Annotated in this window: 14 protein-coding genes; 4 read left to right on the plus strand and 10 right to left on the minus strand. The window is 38.2% G+C overall.

Annotation, left to right across the window (positions count from 1 at the left end; genetic code table 11):
- The first annotated feature begins 1 nt into the window (after position 1).
- Complete coding sequence (chrA, locus tag B155_RS0107500) at positions 2-1,135, plus strand: chromate efflux transporter (protein WP_018127642.1); 1,134 nt, start codon at positions 2-4, stop codon at positions 1,133-1,135.
- Positions 1,136-1,144: 9 nt separating this feature from the next.
- On the opposite strand, the gene B155_RS0107505 is transcribed toward chrA, so the two are convergent.
- Positions 1,145-2,329 carry a porin gene (locus B155_RS0107505; protein WP_026167251.1) on the minus strand — a complete coding sequence of 395 codons (1,185 nt, stop codon included), beginning with the start codon at positions 2,327-2,329 and terminating at the stop codon, positions 1,145-1,147.
- Between the two features lie 170 nt (positions 2,330-2,499).
- Here B155_RS0107505 and B155_RS0107510 point away from each other — a divergent pair, with 170 nt between their 5' ends.
- The gene (locus B155_RS0107510; protein ID WP_018127644.1) at positions 2,500-4,200 is read left to right on the plus strand and encodes a Na/Pi cotransporter family protein; all 1,701 of its coding nucleotides are present in this window, start codon (positions 2,500-2,502) and stop codon (positions 4,198-4,200) included.
- A gap of 85 nt (positions 4,201-4,285) precedes the next feature.
- On the opposite strand, the gene B155_RS0107515 is transcribed toward B155_RS0107510, so the two are convergent.
- From B155_RS0107515 to B155_RS0107525, 3 genes are read right to left on the minus strand one after another with little or no spacing between them, the layout of a single operon-like run.
- Positions 4,286-4,993, minus strand: coding sequence for an RsmE family RNA methyltransferase (locus B155_RS0107515; protein WP_018127645.1), 708 nt, complete (start codon positions 4,991-4,993; stop codon positions 4,286-4,288).
- Between the two features lie 3 nt (positions 4,994-4,996).
- Positions 4,997-5,200 (minus strand): hypothetical protein, encoded by a 204-nt coding sequence (locus B155_RS13915; protein WP_018127646.1) that lies wholly within the window; start codon positions 5,198-5,200, stop codon positions 4,997-4,999.
- 2 nt (positions 5,201-5,202) lie between these two features.
- A complete protein-coding gene (locus B155_RS0107525) occupies positions 5,203-6,408 on the minus strand; it encodes a 2'-deoxycytidine 5'-triphosphate deaminase (protein WP_018127647.1) in 1,206 nt (401 codons plus the stop codon).
- 357 nt (positions 6,409-6,765) lie between these two features.
- Here B155_RS0107525 and B155_RS13145 point away from each other — a divergent pair, with 357 nt between their 5' ends.
- Positions 6,766-8,604 carry an HAD hydrolase-like protein gene (locus B155_RS13145; protein WP_051069979.1) on the plus strand — a complete coding sequence of 613 codons (1,839 nt, stop codon included), beginning with the start codon at positions 6,766-6,768 and terminating at the stop codon, positions 8,602-8,604.
- Positions 8,605-8,607: 3 nt separating this feature from the next.
- Here the strand turns inward: B155_RS13145 and B155_RS0107535 are convergent, their stop codons facing one another.
- Genes B155_RS0107535 through B155_RS0107560 form a run of 6 tightly spaced genes read right to left on the minus strand, consistent with a single transcriptional unit; the run spans position 8,608 to position 12,801 of the window.
- Entirely contained in the window at positions 8,608-9,126 is a 519-nt protein-coding gene (locus B155_RS0107535; RefSeq protein WP_026167252.1) for an HD domain-containing protein, read from the minus strand.
- 44 nt (positions 9,127-9,170) lie between these two features.
- The gene (locus B155_RS0107540) at positions 9,171-9,644 is read right to left on the minus strand and encodes an EVE domain-containing protein (RefSeq protein WP_040368347.1); all 474 of its coding nucleotides are present in this window, start codon (positions 9,642-9,644) and stop codon (positions 9,171-9,173) included.
- A gap of 46 nt (positions 9,645-9,690) precedes the next feature.
- The gene (gene rfbB / locus B155_RS0107545) at positions 9,691-10,698 is read right to left on the minus strand and encodes a dTDP-glucose 4,6-dehydratase (protein ID WP_018127651.1); all 1,008 of its coding nucleotides are present in this window, start codon (positions 10,696-10,698) and stop codon (positions 9,691-9,693) included.
- Positions 10,695-11,240 (minus strand): dTDP-4-dehydrorhamnose 3,5-epimerase, encoded by a 546-nt coding sequence (gene rfbC, locus B155_RS0107550; protein ID WP_018127652.1) that lies wholly within the window; start codon positions 11,238-11,240, stop codon positions 10,695-10,697. The genes rfbB and rfbC overlap by 4 nt, the downstream gene beginning before the upstream one ends.
- On the minus strand, positions 11,237-12,097 hold the full coding sequence (gene rfbD / locus B155_RS0107555) for a dTDP-4-dehydrorhamnose reductase (RefSeq protein WP_018127653.1): 861 nt from the start codon (positions 12,095-12,097) through the stop codon (positions 11,237-11,239). The genes rfbC and rfbD overlap by 4 nt, the downstream gene beginning before the upstream one ends.
- The gene (locus B155_RS0107560; protein WP_018127654.1) at positions 12,097-12,801 is read right to left on the minus strand and encodes a sugar phosphate nucleotidyltransferase; all 705 of its coding nucleotides are present in this window, start codon (positions 12,799-12,801) and stop codon (positions 12,097-12,099) included. Before B155_RS0107560 ends, rfbD begins: the two co-directional genes overlap by 1 nt.
- Positions 12,802-12,998: 197 nt before the next feature.
- On the opposite strand from B155_RS0107560, the gene B155_RS13595 reads away from it, so the two are divergent.
- Positions 12,999-16,631: a T9SS type A sorting domain-containing protein gene (locus B155_RS13595; protein WP_018127655.1), complete on the plus strand. Its 3,633-nt coding sequence runs from the start codon at positions 12,999-13,001 to the stop codon at positions 16,629-16,631.
- Positions 16,632-16,663: the final 32 nt, after the last annotated feature.

A 16,663-nucleotide genomic window follows, 5' to 3' on the forward strand; every position in this document is an offset into this window, starting at 1 on the left:
AATGTCTAAAAAGGGAAACCTCAAAGAAATTGCATTATTATTTTTCAAACTAGGTTGTATCGCTTTTGGAGGGCCAGCCGCACACGTTGCCATGATGGAGGAGGAAGTGGTAACAAAGCGTAAGTGGATGAGTCGCCAACATTTCTTAGACCTAATGGGAGCCACCAACCTTATCCCAGGTCCAAATTCTACAGAAATGACTATGCACTGTGGACACGAACGCGGTGGTGCATTGGGTTTATTTGTAGCCGGTATTTGTTTCATCTTTCCTGCTGTTGTAATTACAGGAATTCTAGCATGGCTGTATGTTGAATATGGTCAACTACCGGCTGTAGAACCATTTATAATAGGTATCAAGCCAGCTGTACTCGCCATCATAGCAGGGGCTATTTTTAAGCTCGGTAAGAAAGCATTAAAGAATTGGGAGTTAGGAGTATTAGGAGCTCTTGTATTGGCGGTGAGCTTATTTGGGGTGAATGAAGTAATGGCTTTATTGGCCGGTGGTGTTTTAGGAGCCTTATATTTCAGCATAAAAAATAGAGTTGCTCTCAACACCCCAAAAAGCATCTTACCTCTACTGTTTTTACAAGGTGGAACTGCAGCTGTGACCAAAATTGCCGCTGTAAAAGTATTCTGGACTTTTCTAAAAGTAGGGGCTGTACTCTATGGTAGTGGTTATGTACTCTTTGCCTATTTAGATGCTGAACTTGTTACAGCTGGATGGATGAGCAGACTTGAACTGATCGATGCCATCGCTGTAGGACAATTTACCCCAGGACCTGTGCTAAGTACGGCAACCTTTATTGGATATCAACTAGCGGGATGGCAAGGTGCTATTGCTGCAACAGCAGGTATCTTTTTACCATCATTTCTTTTTGTGTTATTGCTGAATCCCCTCATTCCTAAAATGAGACAATCTAAAGTATTGGGCTACTTTCTTGATTCAGTTAACATTGCTGCCGTTGCAGTTATGGTAGCCGTGTTATTTGTGATGGGAAAAGACACTCTCACAGGTTGGATCCCTGTTACGATTGCTCTATTGAGTGTCTTTTTTACTTTTGGCCCCAAGAAACTTGGAGCCATGTGGTTAGTAGCAGGTGGTTCTATACTCGGATATTTACTTCACCTTATTTAAAAGTGGCTTTTAGAAAGCCACTTCTACATGAAATTGTACTTTGAAGTAATTATCACTTTCTACGTAATCTAATAACCCAGCATTTGCTTGGAATTTTAGATTATGGCCTGCAATATACTTCGATAAACCCAATGTGTATTCTGAATATTCATTGAAAGCAGAAAAGCGATCATTAACAGAAATGCTTGCTGTGCGAGCTGCAATACCAAAATCATTTTTAAAAACATATCCTAGCGCACCCATGTAAGCCGTTCCGCTTCCAAAACCTGCTTGTTCATTTTCTTTATTACGTTCCGCATATTCTAAATGAAGAGTTGCACCGTCATACTTCATAAATAGGTCGGCTAAATGCGTTTGAAGATCGTTTAGTATTAGATTTCCTGCATTGTTATAAATAAAGCTTCCCGTATGCCCTCTACTTCTTACCGCCCCATCGTTATACTCATAGGTGTAGCCAAGCGACATCTTTAAATCTTTTTCTCTAGCCAAATCTGGACCTGTGTAATCCCCTTTTGAACTAAACTCGCCAAAAGGTAGAAACTCTACTCGTCCGGTATAACTATAGCCACCTGGGTTTTTAGTAGTAATATCTTTTCCTTCCCCTATCGAAAGGGCAAACGCTTCTTTAAGAATAGCTTTACTACCTAATTTCGATTTATTTCGAATTTGAACACCAATATCACGGTCTAAATTGAAACTCGAATTTAAGATACTTCGATCTACAAATTGTAGTTTTTGAGAAGAGATGGCGCGTTCACGATTTCCTGGAAGTGTTGTTTGGCCAATCCAGATTTCGAAATCTTTTACTGGATTAATCATCAAAACCGCATCCAAAATCATGTTTGCAGTAGCACTGTTTTGAACAATACCCGACTTACTTGAATTTCGTGTATCCCTATTACTCAAGCCTAACTGTACTTTATACTTGAACATTTCAGAGTAAATATGTCCGCTCAATTTTAGACGAGCTCTTCTGATCAACATCTGATCTGTGTACTCATCGGTGTCTAAATTGTAATCTCCCACATATAAACTTTGAAAACGCATCCCCAGTTTTAAACTGTATGAATTGTCTTCTGGAGCAAAGCTAATCCCTTTCCCTAATGTATTAACTTCCGCCGTTTGTGCTACTACAGTTATGGATATTCCAAACATAACCCATACTGCAAGCAGGGCTTTAAATATTTTATTCATGTGTATTTGTGCTGATCTATTTTTTGGTGACGGGGCCAAATGTACTAAGACCAATCCATAATACTATGCAGTTTACGTTAAGATAATACACACTTAACATTCCCGTAACATTGACAGGGGAAATAATTGATTAACTTAGCGCCCAACAAATACCCTAACTAACACGCTCTATGGAATTTGGTTTTTTTGAACTATTAAATCTACTCGGTGCACTTGGCTTCTTCATCTATGGTATGAAGGTGATGAGTGAAGGTATCCAAAAAGTTGCCGGTACTAAAATGAGGCAGATCTTACGATCAATGACCTCGAATCGTTTTAAAGGTGTACTCACTGGTTTCGCTCTCACCAGTTTAGTGCAATCTTCTTCAGCTACAACAGTATTAGTAGTAAGTTTTGTAAATGCAGGCTTACTTAGTTTAGTTGAATCAGTTGGGGTTATCATGGGGGCCAATATTGGTACCACTATTACAGCATGGCTTATTTCGATTATAGGGTTCAAAGTTAAAATTGCTACGTATGCCCTTCCGATTATTGCCATCGGTTTCCCTTTAATGTTTGTGAATAAGAGCAAACTTAAATCTTGGGCAGAAGTACTAATAGGTTTTGCACTTCTATTTATTGGTCTTTCTTACCTGAAAGAAGCTGTACCTGATTTAAGATCAAATCCAGAAATCTTAGCCTTTTTATCTAACTATACCGACTTAGGCTTCCTTTCAACCCTGATCTTTGTGGGTATTGGAACACTTCTTACTGTAGTTGTGCAGTCATCAAGTGCTGCAATGGCCTTAACTTTAGTAATGGCTAATAATGGATGGATTGAATTTGATCTTGCAGCCGCTATGGTATTAGGTGAAAACATCGGTACTACTATTACTGCAAACCTAGCTGCTATTGTAGCAAACATTCATGCAAAAAGAGCTGCAGCCGCCCACTTTATATTCAACACTTTCGGGGTGGTTTGGATTCTTATCATGATGCCATTTTTCTTAGATGCCATCGACAGCTACATGGTTTCCAATAACGGATTATCTCCATTCAGCAATGCGGAATCAATCCCAATTGCATTATCTATATTCCATACCTCCTTTAATATTATAAACACTCTATTACTGGTTGGATTTGTTGGCTTCATTGCTAAAACTGTAACTAGAATGATTCCTTCTAAAGGTGAAGACGAAGACTTCCACTTATCCTACATCGGAACAGGCATGATGGATACGGCGGAACTTTCACTTGAAGAAGCCACAAAAGAGACCGCTAAGTTTGGTGAAATCACTTCACGTATGTCGGGTTACCTTCGTGAACTTATCACTACTGATAAGCCAAAGAAGCAGAAAAAAATGCTTTCTAAAATCAAAAAATACGAAGAGATTACTGATCGTATTGAAGACGAAGTAACTAAGTACTTAATGAGTGTTTCTGAAGGTTCACTGAGTAACGAAAGTACACGTAAAGTTGCCCACCTCTTAAGTATTGCAAACGACCTTGAGCGTATTGCAGATATCATCTATCAAATTTCTCGTGATCTTGAGAAATTCTACGAAGGTGACATCATCTTTAATAGCGAACAGAAAGAAGGTATCCTCAAGATGATTGACGCTATTGATGAAGCTTTCGAAGTAATGAACGAGAACTTAAACTCCGACTACAATGCTGTTTCTATCGAAGTAGCTTCTGAAAAAGAGCAAGCTATCAACACCTTGAAAAAGAAGCTGCTTAAGAAGTACATCAAGCGTATCGAAAATAACATGTACAACATCAATAGTGATTCAGTGTACAAAGACATCTTCCACGCTTGTGAGAAAGTAGGTGATCACATCATTAACGTGAGTGAAGCCATCACTGGCGAGAAAGAAGTAGTTCCTGAATAATACTTCCCCTACTTAATAAAATTAAAAAAGCCTGTTTCATTAGAGACAGGCTTTCTTTTTATATCTATATGAACCTTGCTTTCCCTTAGTCTTCAGCGGAAAAGGTATAATGAGATAAGAACGCTGCAACCGCTGTTTCAGCACGTAGCCGGTGAGAGCCCAATGATACAAAAGCTCCCTGTTCACAATTGGTTTGCAGCTCTATTTCACGTTGTGAAAATCCACCTTCTGGACCTACTAACAGGACGTTATTATCAGCTTGAAGGGCCTTTGGTCGTTCAGTAGTAGGAGTTCGTTCATGAGCCATCAAGAAGGTATACCCTTTGTAGTTTTTGTATACCTCATCCAAAGAACCCAAAATGGTTAACGAAGGCATAAAAGCTCGATTACTTTGTTTAAAAGCACTGATTATCAAAGTCTGCAATCGGTCTTCGTTTAAGCGACTTCGCTCTGAATGGTCTGCATCGAACAAGCAGATTTCGGAAGCATCAAGCTCCACTGCTTTTTCAATGGCAAACTCTAAGCGATCTCGTTTCTTAATAGTACCTAAGGCGAGTACTTTTCGAATTTTAGCAGGCTGAACCCGTTCACCTTGAGTAAGGTTTAACCTTACGAATTCCTTTCTAGTTTCAACGATTTCTCCTTTAAATTGAGCGCCATTCCCATCAGCAACAAAGATAGTATCTCCAATATTATGTCGGAGCACTTTAGTGATATGCTTGGCCTCTTGACCATGTATTTCCACACTTTGGTCGTTTTGCCAATACTCTTTAGGTGAATAAAACAATTGCATAATCTAAGGTTGTCTAATAAAAGCACCGGGCACAAACTCGGTCTGCCCTGTCTCTAATGCCAGTTCTACATAAGGCTCACACAACTTACAGTTTGTACAGCAAAAGTCTGCAGCCTCTAAGGCATCCGTTGTAGTAAGCTCATGCTCTTTAGCATACTCAAGAACTTCTTTAAAACTTCTATCTCTGCAAATGCAACGATCTACCAAAGTTATTGCTGCTTAAAATGTTTACCGAGCTTTAAACCTTGCCCTTGATAGTTACTTTCAATTTCAGTGCCGTAAATAAACTCTGGAACCTCAGTGTTTGGCTCAAATTGCATACTAAACAATGTTTGGCCATCCTCAATCATAAATGGAACATCATGTGATCGTACTTCAAGCACTGCGCGTGCTCCTTTGTCTTCCACACTTCCACCAAAGCCACTATCAAAGAAGCCAGCGTAATGAGTGCGTAATTCACCTGAGCCAGTATCATAGGCCATCATCTCACAAGCGAGTTTAGCAGGCACACGAATCCGTTCTTTAGAAGCAAAGATATAGAAAGCTTCGGGTTCTAGAATTAAACGAGCTTCGGGAGTTGAATAAATGGGTTCCCAAAACTCATCCACTTCATAATGGTTTAAGTTCTCAAGATCGATGAAGTTATTGTGCTTCTTAGCTTTATAGCCTATCACTTCACCCGGTTCGCCTTTAAGCTGCACACTCATAAAAAGTCCTTTATTCACCTTAATCTGTTCCATTGAAACGGGCTTGATCTGTTCATCAAATAACAATGGATCGGAAGCATGAATTCGCAATAAGTCCTGATCCGAAACCACTTCAAAACCATGGCGAACGCGCAACTGATTTAGTCGCTGCCCTGTTTTTACTTTGATAGAAAAGGATTTGGGTACTACCTCTAGATATAATTGCCCTTGGTAACCTGGGGTGATCTCTTCAAAGCGATGGGAGTAATCCGTAATTACTCGGGTAAATACATCTAATCGGCCTGTAGAACTCTTTGGATTCGCCTTCGCCGATAAATTCTCAAGTGAAAATAACTTCACCTCATCCGTTTGTTCAGGCACTCCGTTCTGAGTGGTATAATGCGCCTTTGGTAAATTGAGTCGCTCTAATAGCGGTATGATATACACACAGTTTTCTTCGAGTACCGCTCCATCTTTTATTGAAAATGAATACTGTTCTAGACTATCAATTTTTTGAGTAACCGTCTCATTTTCAGGCAGAAAACTGCATCGAACTCTATAGGCTACTTCACCTAATCGAAGGTCTAATGAATTTGGCTGAAATTGATCATCCTGAATAGGGTAATCTGGGTGGGAATCTAAAATCCCTAGATCTCTTAGAATCTTTAATTTTTGTACAGGCAATATGCCTTTTGTGTGTAAACGAACTTCTTTAGAGGATACTGACATTCGATAAGACGTATTCAAATTTTTGCTGAAGATAACAAGGCTATGCCTTAGCACAAACCTGTAAATACAATGAAACAGGAATGAAGCTATAGCTCCCTCGTTAATAGGCTGAAGTTAAAAAAATATCTTAGAATCGGTACTTAAATTAATCCCAAAGAATATTCCAGAATCAGCCTTTTATGAATACGGTATGGGTTTCATCAAAATGGCTGATATAATCTTACTACTAATATCACGCTTGATATTAGTAGTAAGATGTTAAGCGTCCCCACTCCGCAATTATTAATAACCATCATTACATTTTCTCTCTTATCTTAGCTCTTGATTACCAACTATAAAGCTGACTATTTACACTTCATGGATAAGATTAAACTAGTGATCTGGGATCTTGATGAAACTTTTTGGAATGGCACCCTATCAGAAGAGGGAATTCAATTAATCTCATCGAATATTGAAGTAGTTAAGACGCTAACAAACCGTGGTATCATCAACAGTATTGTTTCTAAAAACACCTACACTGATGCACAAGAGCAACTAAAGAAAGCAGGTATTTGGGATTACTTTGTATTTCCTAAAATTGAATGGGATTCAAAAGGCACACTGATTAAACAGGTTATAAATCAATGCCAACTAAGAGAAGAAAACGTCCTTTTTATCGACGACAATCATATAAACTTAGAAGAGGCTAGTTTTCATAATCCTAAGTTACATACAGCTACCCCAAATTTTATCCCTGAAATACTTACTCACCCAGCTTTCATAGGTAAAGATGATTCCTCTCATTCTAGGCTAAAGCAATATAAAGTGCTTGAACAAAAATCTGCCGCCCAAAAAGATTTTGGAGATAATATTGAGTTTCTTCGCACCTGTAATATCGTAGTGCAGGAAATTGTTGGTGATGAGGTAATCAATCACTTAGACAGAGCCTATGAATTACTTGAAAGAACAAATCAACTCAATTACACCAAAATAAGATCTTCAAAATCTGAGTTGATTGAATTAATCAATAACCCAGTTTATTCAACATCACTAATTAAGGTTCATGATACGTTCGGTGATTATGGTATTGCTGGTATTTATTCTCATAACACCTCTACTCATACACTACTTCATTTTACCTTTTCTTGTAGGATTTTAAACTTAGGTATCCCGCAGTACCTATTTAGTAAACTAAATAAGCCTGCAATTAATATTATTCCTGATGTGGCTGAGCCTATTCAATACGAAAGGAATGTGGATTGGATTAATTGGACCAACTCTAATAAAGCTCAAATTCATAAATCGAACTCAAGTCGAAACAATTTAAAGGTCTTGCTAAAGGGTGGCTGTGATTTAAGTCAACTCACATTTTATCTACAAAACAAACCCTTTCTTATAAAAGAAGAAACCAACTACGTAGCTGATAACAATTTTGCCATTCATCAAGAACACACCCAAACTCTTTTAAATACCGTAAGTCTGAATCAAAGTGTAAAAGAAGAGATTACAGAATCGAAGCATATTCCATTCATCGACTCCAATTATTTTAACACTGAAGTGTTCAAACTCGACTTTGACGTTTTTGTATACAGTTTGCTTATGGATTATTCTCAAGATCTATATCAGCATAAAGACCACAAATATTTGATTCCTTTCGGTTCGTACAACCTAAGTTGGGATAATGAAGCAGATCATGATCAAATTTTGGCCGACCTAAAGAATAGAAATTTAGAATTCGAACGTGAAAGCCTTCAGAAATTCAGTGCTGAATTTATAAACCATGGTCCCATTTCGAATGAAAATTTGATTCATAATTTGAATCAAATAAGAGAAAGAATCCCTCTTCATATTCCAATTATTCTAATAAATGGAGTTGAAGTTGAATCACCTCACCCTGCTGAATACGATTTACATTTTCGCCATGCAGAATTAAATGCATGTATTGATCAATACATAATGAAAAATGAAAATGTATTTCTATTGGATATGCGAAACATCGTAACCGATCAGAATCAATTAACTAACAACATTAGACACTATAGAAGATCGGTTTACCAAAAAATGTCTATCGATTTAGTACAATTACTAAATGATATTTATGACGAGAAATTTCCGACAGATATTAGCACCACCACAAAATGGAAGGATTCCACTTATGAGTATGTATCTCCATTCATTCAACTATTAAAAAAGTTAAAACGAAAGATTCCTATTTAAAACTTAAAGATACCTATACCCTTCTTTCATCACTTTTTCGCATTCTTTGAGCAGTTCTTTATTCCCTTCTCTCATCCCTTTAAGGATTTGGCTCTTTTCGTCGAGGTACACACGTGCAAAGCCTTTATCGTAGGTAACAATAGACTGTACGTTATCAATCAAATCTGCATATTTAATGCTTTGCGAAGTGGGTGAAATGCTACTTAAACGCTCCGCCTCTTTTGCTTTACGTTCTTTTCGATTTAACTGTGGATAGGCTTCTTTGATATACTCATCGGTTAAATCACATACACCATCGGTAATCCTTTGTGCAACACTAGACGTGTACTCAAGTTCTATCAATTTTTGATATAGCGAATCTTTGGTACACTGTGTGTCTTCAATTAAATCATGGCCCAAAGCAATTTCTATAATCCCCTCACCTCTTTCATAATGGGACACTAGTTCTGCCACTCTGAATACATGATTCCAATAAGGTTCTCCCGTGTACTTTCGCTTTTGTGAACCATGAGATTCTTTCACGAAGTTTAAGAATTGCTTTTGCTGACTCGAGAGAACCATAGAGTTTACTTTATCTCGGCACCTGCCATTTCGTGGACTTTGATCCACTCTTGCTCGGTTATAGGGGTAATCGAGAGTCTACTTCTCTTAAAAATATGCATCTCTTCCAGAGCTGGCTCGTTTTTCATAGCCTCTCTTGTCACTGGATTTTCAAATTTCTGAATGAACTTAACGTCCACTAATTGCCAGCGTGGATCAGACTCTTTACTCTTTTCATCAAAGTATTTTGAATTTGGATCGAACTGTGTTGGATCTGGGTAAGGTTCGCTAGCAACTTCCATGGTTCCCACTATAGCAATGGGTTTTGCATTCGAATGATAGAAGAACACTCTGTCTCCTATTTTCATATCGTCTCGCATGAAATTTCTGGCCTGATAATTTCGGATACCATCCCAAGGTTCTACTTGATCTCTTTGAAGGTCATCGATGCTATAAGCATCTGGTTCTGATTTCATCAACCAATAATTTCTATTACTCATAGTGTGCTAAATTGCTCTTTATTTGCTGACTCGCAGCGTTTAATTATTATTTGTTACTGTATTTATTGATATACCACAAAATGGTTTCTCGTAGCATTCCATCGAAATCTTGAGAAGGCTCCCATCCCAATTCATTCTTTATTTTGGAAGCATCAATCGCATATCGGAAATCATGCCCTAAGCGGTCCGTCACAAAGCTGATCAAGTTTTTATAATCGCCCTCAGGTCCTTGTCCTAGTTCATTATTCAAGATGTCACAAATCTTATGAACTAAGTCTAAATTCATCCATTCATTGTTCCCACCTACGTTATAGGTCTCTCCGGCTTTCCCTTTTAAAAAAGCTGTTTCAAGAGCTTCACAATGATCTTGTACAAATAGCCAATCTCTTACATTTTCGCCCTTACCATAAATAGGTATGGGATTGTGTGCCATGGCATTGCGAATTACAGTAGGAATGAGTTTTTCATCATGTTGATGTGGCCCGTAATTATTAGAACAGTTGGTGGTAACCACATTCATTCTGTAGGTGTGATAATAGGCTCGAACAATCATATCACTACCGGCTTTTGAAGCACTATACGGCGAATTTGGAGCATAAGGAGTTTGTTCGGTAAATAACCCATCATCCTCTAGCTCACCATATACTTCATCCGTAGAAACATGGAGAAATCGATTCTCTTTCCAACTTTGAGGATCTTCACTCCACAACTGTCTACATTCCTCTAATAAATTAAAGGTACCTACTACATTCGATTGAATAAAAGGCTCAGGCCCCGTTATTGAATTATCAACATGCGACTCAGCCGCTAAATGAAATACACCATCGGGCTTGAAGCTTTTAACGATATCTTTTATTTCATCACGATCAACAAGATCCACTTTTTTGAAGTAATACCTTTCCGAATCTTTTAGAGGCTTCAAATAATTATGATCGGAGGCATAGGTTAACTTATCAATATTCATGATAGTCCAATCCGGATGATCTTTGAAAAGCTTCAAGATTAAATTGGACCCTATAAATCCGGCACCACCTGTTACAATTATCTTTTTCAAAATGTATCCTCTTCTGTAATGGATGAAAATAATGGGAGCTTACGATCTTTTTCAGATAAAATAGGTCGAGCTACATCCCAATGAATCCGAATTAAAGGGTCATCCCATCTTAGCCCTCGCTCACCTTCTGCATGGTAGTAATCTGAACATTTATATGAAATAACCGCCGTATCACTTAATACAGAGAACCCATGAGCAAATCCTTTGGGCACAAATAGTGCATGATGGTTCTTCTCCGACAATTTAAAAGCAACATAATTGCCAAATGTTGGAGAGTCTTTTCTTAAATCGACGGCAACATCTAGCACCTCACCTTGTAGGCACTGAATAAATTTATCCAGAGGGTGTATAATCTGATAATGAAGTCCTCGAATGGTGTCTTTTTGGGATTTTGACACATTATCCTGTACAAAATGAACATCAATTCCAGCTTCTTTGAAATGACTTTCCCGATATGATTCGTAGAAATAGCCTCTCTCATCTTCAAAAACTCGAGGTTCAAACAGAAAAACACCTTTAATTCTACTTTCTGTTATTTTCATAGTTCTTCAATTAGTTTCTTTAACCCTTGCTTCCAGGGAATAATATTCGTGCCTGAAATAGTCTCTAATTTCATGGTGCTTAATTTAGAAAAAGCGGGCCTCTTTGCTGCTGTAGGATAAGCATTACTTGATACCGGCTTTACTTTAACTGACGCAGATGTAAGTTCAAAAATAGCTAATGCAAATTGATACCAGGTGCATATACCTTCCGAACTTATATGAAACACTCCTTTTTCATCAGCATCGATTAGAGCTTGAGTGTTCTCCACTACGTTGCTAGTAAAAGTAGGCACACCCATTTGATCATCAACAACCCTTAACTCTTCAAATTTCTCTGCCAGTTCCATCATCTTGAACACAAAGTTTGTTTGGGTGTGCTTTCCACATAACCAACTTACACGAAGGATTAAGAAATCACCATCCACTTCTTGAATTGCTTGTTCACCAGCTAATTTACTTGCCCCATATACATTTATGGGTTGAGTCTGCACATCCTCTGTATACCCATTCGGATAATGAAGGCTGTCTTTTACTGATCCTGGAAATACATAATCTGTTGAATAATGGATGAGCTTTGAATCATTTTCCTTACACCATTGTGCTAAATTTCGAGCTCCCTGTTCATTTACCAAATAGGCCTGTTCAGAATTCGTTTCAGCATCATCTACTTTAGTATAAGCGGCACAATTGATAATAACATTGGGCTTATACTCATTTAAAACCTGATCAACCTGCCTTGGGTTTGTGATATCTAAATCAGTGGATCGATACCCGCGGCACTCCAATTTATGATGGTCGCAATAAAGCACCCATTCTTTACCCAATTGACCATTTGCTCCCGTAATCAGGTACCGCATTAATTCCCTTGCACAAGTTTATTAGCATGTTTATAAGACTCGGGCGTCCCTGCATCGGTCCACCATCCTTCTAGAATGGTACTAGTCATAGCTTTATTCTGGATGTAGAAATTATTCACATCTGTAATTTCTAATTCTCCCCTTCCCGAAGGCTTCAAGGTTTTAATGCACTCAAATACCTTAGCATCATAACAGTAAATACCAGTAACTGCATAATTTGATTTAGGTTGCTCGGGCTTTTCTTCTATAGAAATCACTTCATTTCCTGCAATTTCAGCAACACCATATCGTTCGGGATCATGGACTTCTTGAATTAATATTTGAGCGCCGGTGCCCTTATAATTATTAACCGCTTTCTGTAGAGAATGCTCAAAAATATTATCCCCTAGGATTACCAATACGGGGTCATTTCCTGCAAAATTTTCAGCTAAACCAAGTGCTTGGGCAATGCCTCCTGCTTCATCCTGAACTTTATAGGTGAATCTGCATCCAAAGTCTTTTCCAGAGCCTAATAAATTTACTACATCACCCATATGCTCGGTGCCTGTAACAATCAAAATTTCTTCGATTCCAACTTCTGTAAGCTTTTCAATTGGGTGATAAATCATAGGCTTATCACCTACCGGTAATAAATGCTTATTGGTCACCTTTGTTAATGGGAATAAACGTGAACCCGTCCCTCCTGCAAGAATAATTCCTTTCATAATTGAATATAGTTTAACATTCCCTCAAAACTACTTTATCTGTACATGAATTAGAAAAATAATTTTAGGCAAAGTTTTATCATAGCCAACGTCCATGCTTGCCTAATTTCATGTTAAAAGAATTGAAATTTTTAATTCTTAATTTCTGTAGTTCGTAATTTTCAGCCTCAGCAAAGCTTTAGGAAATTACCCTTTCAATGATTGAAACGCGTTCTATTGTAAGTTTCTTCATTATTATAATTCTTTCGACAACAGTTCATGCCCAAGATATAATCTGGACAGGTGCTGTGGATTCCTCATGGCATAATGCTTCAAATTGGAATACTGGTAGTGTACCCACATCGAATAATGTGGTTAAAATCCGAAATACCCCTCCTTACCCTGTTATAACAGCCAATGTTACCATCAAGTCCATCGTACTGAGTGATTATTGGAATGGAGGCACAATAACGCTTCGAAACAATTCTACATTAACCGTTACTGATGACGTGACACTCAATGGTGAGGCACAGTTCAACATCGTAAACGGTCATTTTTTCCACTCGGCAACCAGTTCTGGAAAGAATAACTTCTCGCTAAATGGTGCCACTACACGGATTGATATCGAAAATGGCAGTTTTCAAGTTGGTAGATCTGATGAAAGCATCGATGCTGAAATAATTGGATCCTTTTATGCAGGCAATGGTCTCATCAATTTCTTCGGTGATTTAGACATTTCAGATAGTGATCATTTTTATGTTGAAAATGCAGAAGTAAATATAAAAGGTGATGCGCTCATCAATGGCACATACCATGGCGAGCATGGAAATACCACATTTGAGAACGAGTTAGAGGTGAAAAGTGGTGGCCATTTAACTCTAGAGTTGGGTGAGCTAACTATGCAGGGCGTTACAAGTATTGGTAATAACGGAACCGCAAGCCTTGGTTCTGGTACAGTGACTATACTGCAAGATATCACTGTTAGTAGTGGCGGTTATTTACATGTGCAAGATGCCAACCTCACGGTTTCAGGAGACGCAAATTTTACGAGTAACGGGAATCTAACCACTCAAAATGGCTCAATTTCCATCACTGGAAATGCTTCTTTGAGTAGTGGGGGTAGCCTAGATTTAAATAATGGAAGTCTCAATATCGGTGGTGATGCCTCTTTTACTTCGGGTGGGGTTGTGAATGCAGGCCATGCAACTATTGAATTAAAGGGTGATTTCACCGTTCAAAACGGTAGCAATTTTAATCCCGACTCTAGTACCGTTGTATTTAGTGGCAGCTCAGAGCAAACTATTCATTCGAATGATGACGTCACTTTTTATAATGTTGTTGTGGACTCAGGGGCCGTATTAAACACTGATGGAGGAAATGGAAATACAATTATCATTGAAAATGATCTCGTTGTTGAAGATGGTGGCGAAGTTGAAGTACGTGAAGACGATCAAATAGATGTTCAAGGTGATGTAGAAGGCGACGATGCCATTAACAGCCCACAACCTTATGCTGTAACTGCAACAGCACCTTCAACTAATATGGTTTTAATTACTTTTAATAAAGGGCTTGATGAAAGTACTGCTGAAAACCTCACCAATTATTCCATTCAGAACTTATCTAATAACTCCACTTTAGCAATATCGAATGTTGCGTTAAATACAGATGCAGACAGTACCATCGTAACTTTAACTACGGATTCCATTAGTGATCATGTGACCTACGAGATCACAATGAATAATATTGAAAGTAATGCTGGAAGAAGTATTTCACCCAACCATAAAAAAAGATTTCATAGAAATAGCCAGATCATCTTCTATAGTAGAAAAAATGGGCAATGGTCTAATTCGAGTACGTGGTCTGAAATTAGCCATACAGGTGAAGCTACCAATCGTATCCCTTCCGAAGTTGATGGGGCGGAAGTTATTATTGGTGCAGGACATTCAGTAAAGGTTAGAAATACGGTTTCTATACAATCATTGGCTTCTATTGAGGTAAAAAGCAGTAGTGAATTAAGAGTAAGAGATGGAGGTGTTTTCAATATTGGTGAGAAAGTAATAACTGGTGCCGGCACCTTTAATCATAGATCAGGCACTCTAATTACAGCTCATCCGCAAGGTCTTAATAAAACATCTGCTACTGGAAATATTCAAACTACGACTCGAAAATTCAATAAATCTGCCTCTTACACATTTAATGGGAATTCTACCCAATGGGTAGGTGATGGATTGCCTTCTAGAGTTGCAAATCTGAATATTGACAACCCCACTAGTGTTCATCTTTTATCGTCTATTGAAGTAACTGATACTCTTTTTTTAACAGATGGCACTCTAGAGCTTCCCGTAAATCAATCTCTTTTATCTAATACCAAAGTTGTTGGAAGCGGCCAATTAACCATACACCGAACTTTGGAAGGAAGTAGAGGTTGGAGATTATTGAGTGCACCCATCACAACTTCGTTCGGCGATTTATTAGATGGTACCATTACCCAAGGATATTCAGGGGCTCATTATAGCACAGGTTCCATGCCGGGTGATACCCTTCAACCTAATGTGATGTACTATGACGAATCCTATCCCGGAACGGATAATCAAAGATGGCGTGCACCCTCTTCTGCTAGTACCAATATTCCAACAGGATTGGGCCTTCAAGCATTTATATTTGGCTCCATATCAAATGATAGCAGGTATAACAATCCATTACCTGATACTCTCACTGTAACTGGGGTTGAACCTGATGCACCCATCGCTCTGCCTGTTAGTTTTACAACAGAAGCAGACTCTGGTTGGAACTTGGTAGGCAACCCATTTACAACGGCCATAAATTGGGATGAACCAACAGGATGGATTAAAACCAATATTGACCAAAGCATTTACATTTGGGACCCAGAAACAAATCAATATAAAACATGGAATGGGGTTACAGGCGATCTTAATTCCGGCAAAATAAGCCCTTTTCAAGCTTTTTGGATTAAAGCGAATGCAAATGCTCCAAGTCTCTCAGTTTCAAACGAAGCAAAAACTCTTAATAGCCAATTTATTGGGAAACAGGTCGCTATACCAACAGAAGCGCCATCATTTTCACTCATAGTTTCTAATGACGAACAAGAATCAGCAGTTCATTTCATGTTCGATGAATCTGCGAAGATTGGTAAAGACCCTTTGGATGCATATCGTTTATTACCACCCATTGGCATTGGTACTTATATCGATTTATCAACGCTTTCGGCAAACGGCGATAAGTTCTCCATTAATAATCTTCCTCGAAAATTTGGAATCCCAATAAATATACCCCTTGATGTGCAGGTATATAAAAACGGTTATTCCTACTCAACACCCCTTCATTTTGTAGCTAAAAACTTCTCAAATATCCCCACTGGTTGGAAAATTGAATTAGTTGACACTTTTTATAATGACCGAATTCAACTCAATGAAGGAGAATCGTATTTATTTAGACATGAAGTTAAGTCGAAAAATAAAGCCCCTAACTTCGATCGTCAAAAATCACGATTGATAGAGAAAAGAAAAACTGGCCATCAACGCTTTTATCTTCAAATAACCCCCGGTGATGATGCTATAGGATTGCCTGACCAGATTAAATTACTACCGAACTACCCAAATCCATTTAATCCTACAACCAACATTCAGTTTGAATTACCAGTTCAAGAATATGTTCAGCTTAAAATTTATGATACTATTGGTCGGCAAGTAGCTACACTCATAGACTCCGAATTAGCCAGTGGGGTTCATCATATCACATGGGATGCTTCCTCCCTATCCAGCGGGCTATACCTTATTCAACTTAAAGCTGGAGATAAGTTCTTTACCCAAAAAATGACTCTACTGAAATAGTATCTATAGAATTTTTTGTACTTAGTTAGAAT

The sequence above is a fragment of the Balneola vulgaris DSM 17893 genome, assembly GCF_000375465.1.
In the GTDB taxonomy this organism is placed as follows: domain Bacteria; phylum Bacteroidota; class Rhodothermia; order Balneolales; family Balneolaceae; genus Balneola; species Balneola vulgaris.

Bases quoted from the DNA above. Each gene is read 5' to 3' on its own strand.
- B155_RS0107505 (WP_026167251.1), bottom strand. From the start codon at position 2,329: ATGAATAAAATATTTAAAGCCCTGCTTGCAGTATGGGTTATGTTTGGA.
- rfbD (WP_018127653.1), bottom strand. From the start codon at position 12,097: ATGCGGTACCTGATTACGGGAGCAAATGGTCAATTGGGTAAAGAATGG.
- chrA (WP_018127642.1), top strand. From the start codon at position 2: ATGTCTAAAAAGGGAAACCTCAAAGAAATTGCATTATTATTTTTCAAA.
- B155_RS0107510 (WP_018127644.1), top strand. From the start codon at position 2,500: ATGGAATTTGGTTTTTTTGAACTATTAAATCTACTCGGTGCACTTGGC.
- B155_RS13595 (WP_018127655.1), top strand. From the start codon at position 12,999: ATGATTGAAACGCGTTCTATTGTAAGTTTCTTCATTATTATAATTCTT.
- B155_RS13145 (WP_051069979.1), top strand. From the start codon at position 6,766: ATGGATAAGATTAAACTAGTGATCTGGGATCTTGATGAAACTTTTTGG.
- rfbC (WP_018127652.1), bottom strand. From the start codon at position 11,240: ATGAAAATAACAGAAAGTAGAATTAAAGGTGTTTTTCTGTTTGAACCT.
- B155_RS0107525 (WP_018127647.1), bottom strand. From the start codon at position 6,408: ATGTCAGTATCCTCTAAAGAAGTTCGTTTACACACAAAAGGCATATTG.
- B155_RS0107560 (WP_018127654.1), bottom strand. From the start codon at position 12,801: ATGAAAGGAATTATTCTTGCAGGAGGGACGGGTTCACGTTTATTCCCA.
- B155_RS0107515 (WP_018127645.1), bottom strand. From the start codon at position 4,993: ATGCAATTGTTTTATTCACCTAAAGAGTATTGGCAAAACGACCAAAGT.
- B155_RS0107540 (WP_040368347.1), bottom strand. From the start codon at position 9,644: ATGAGTAATAGAAATTATTGGTTGATGAAATCAGAACCAGATGCTTAT.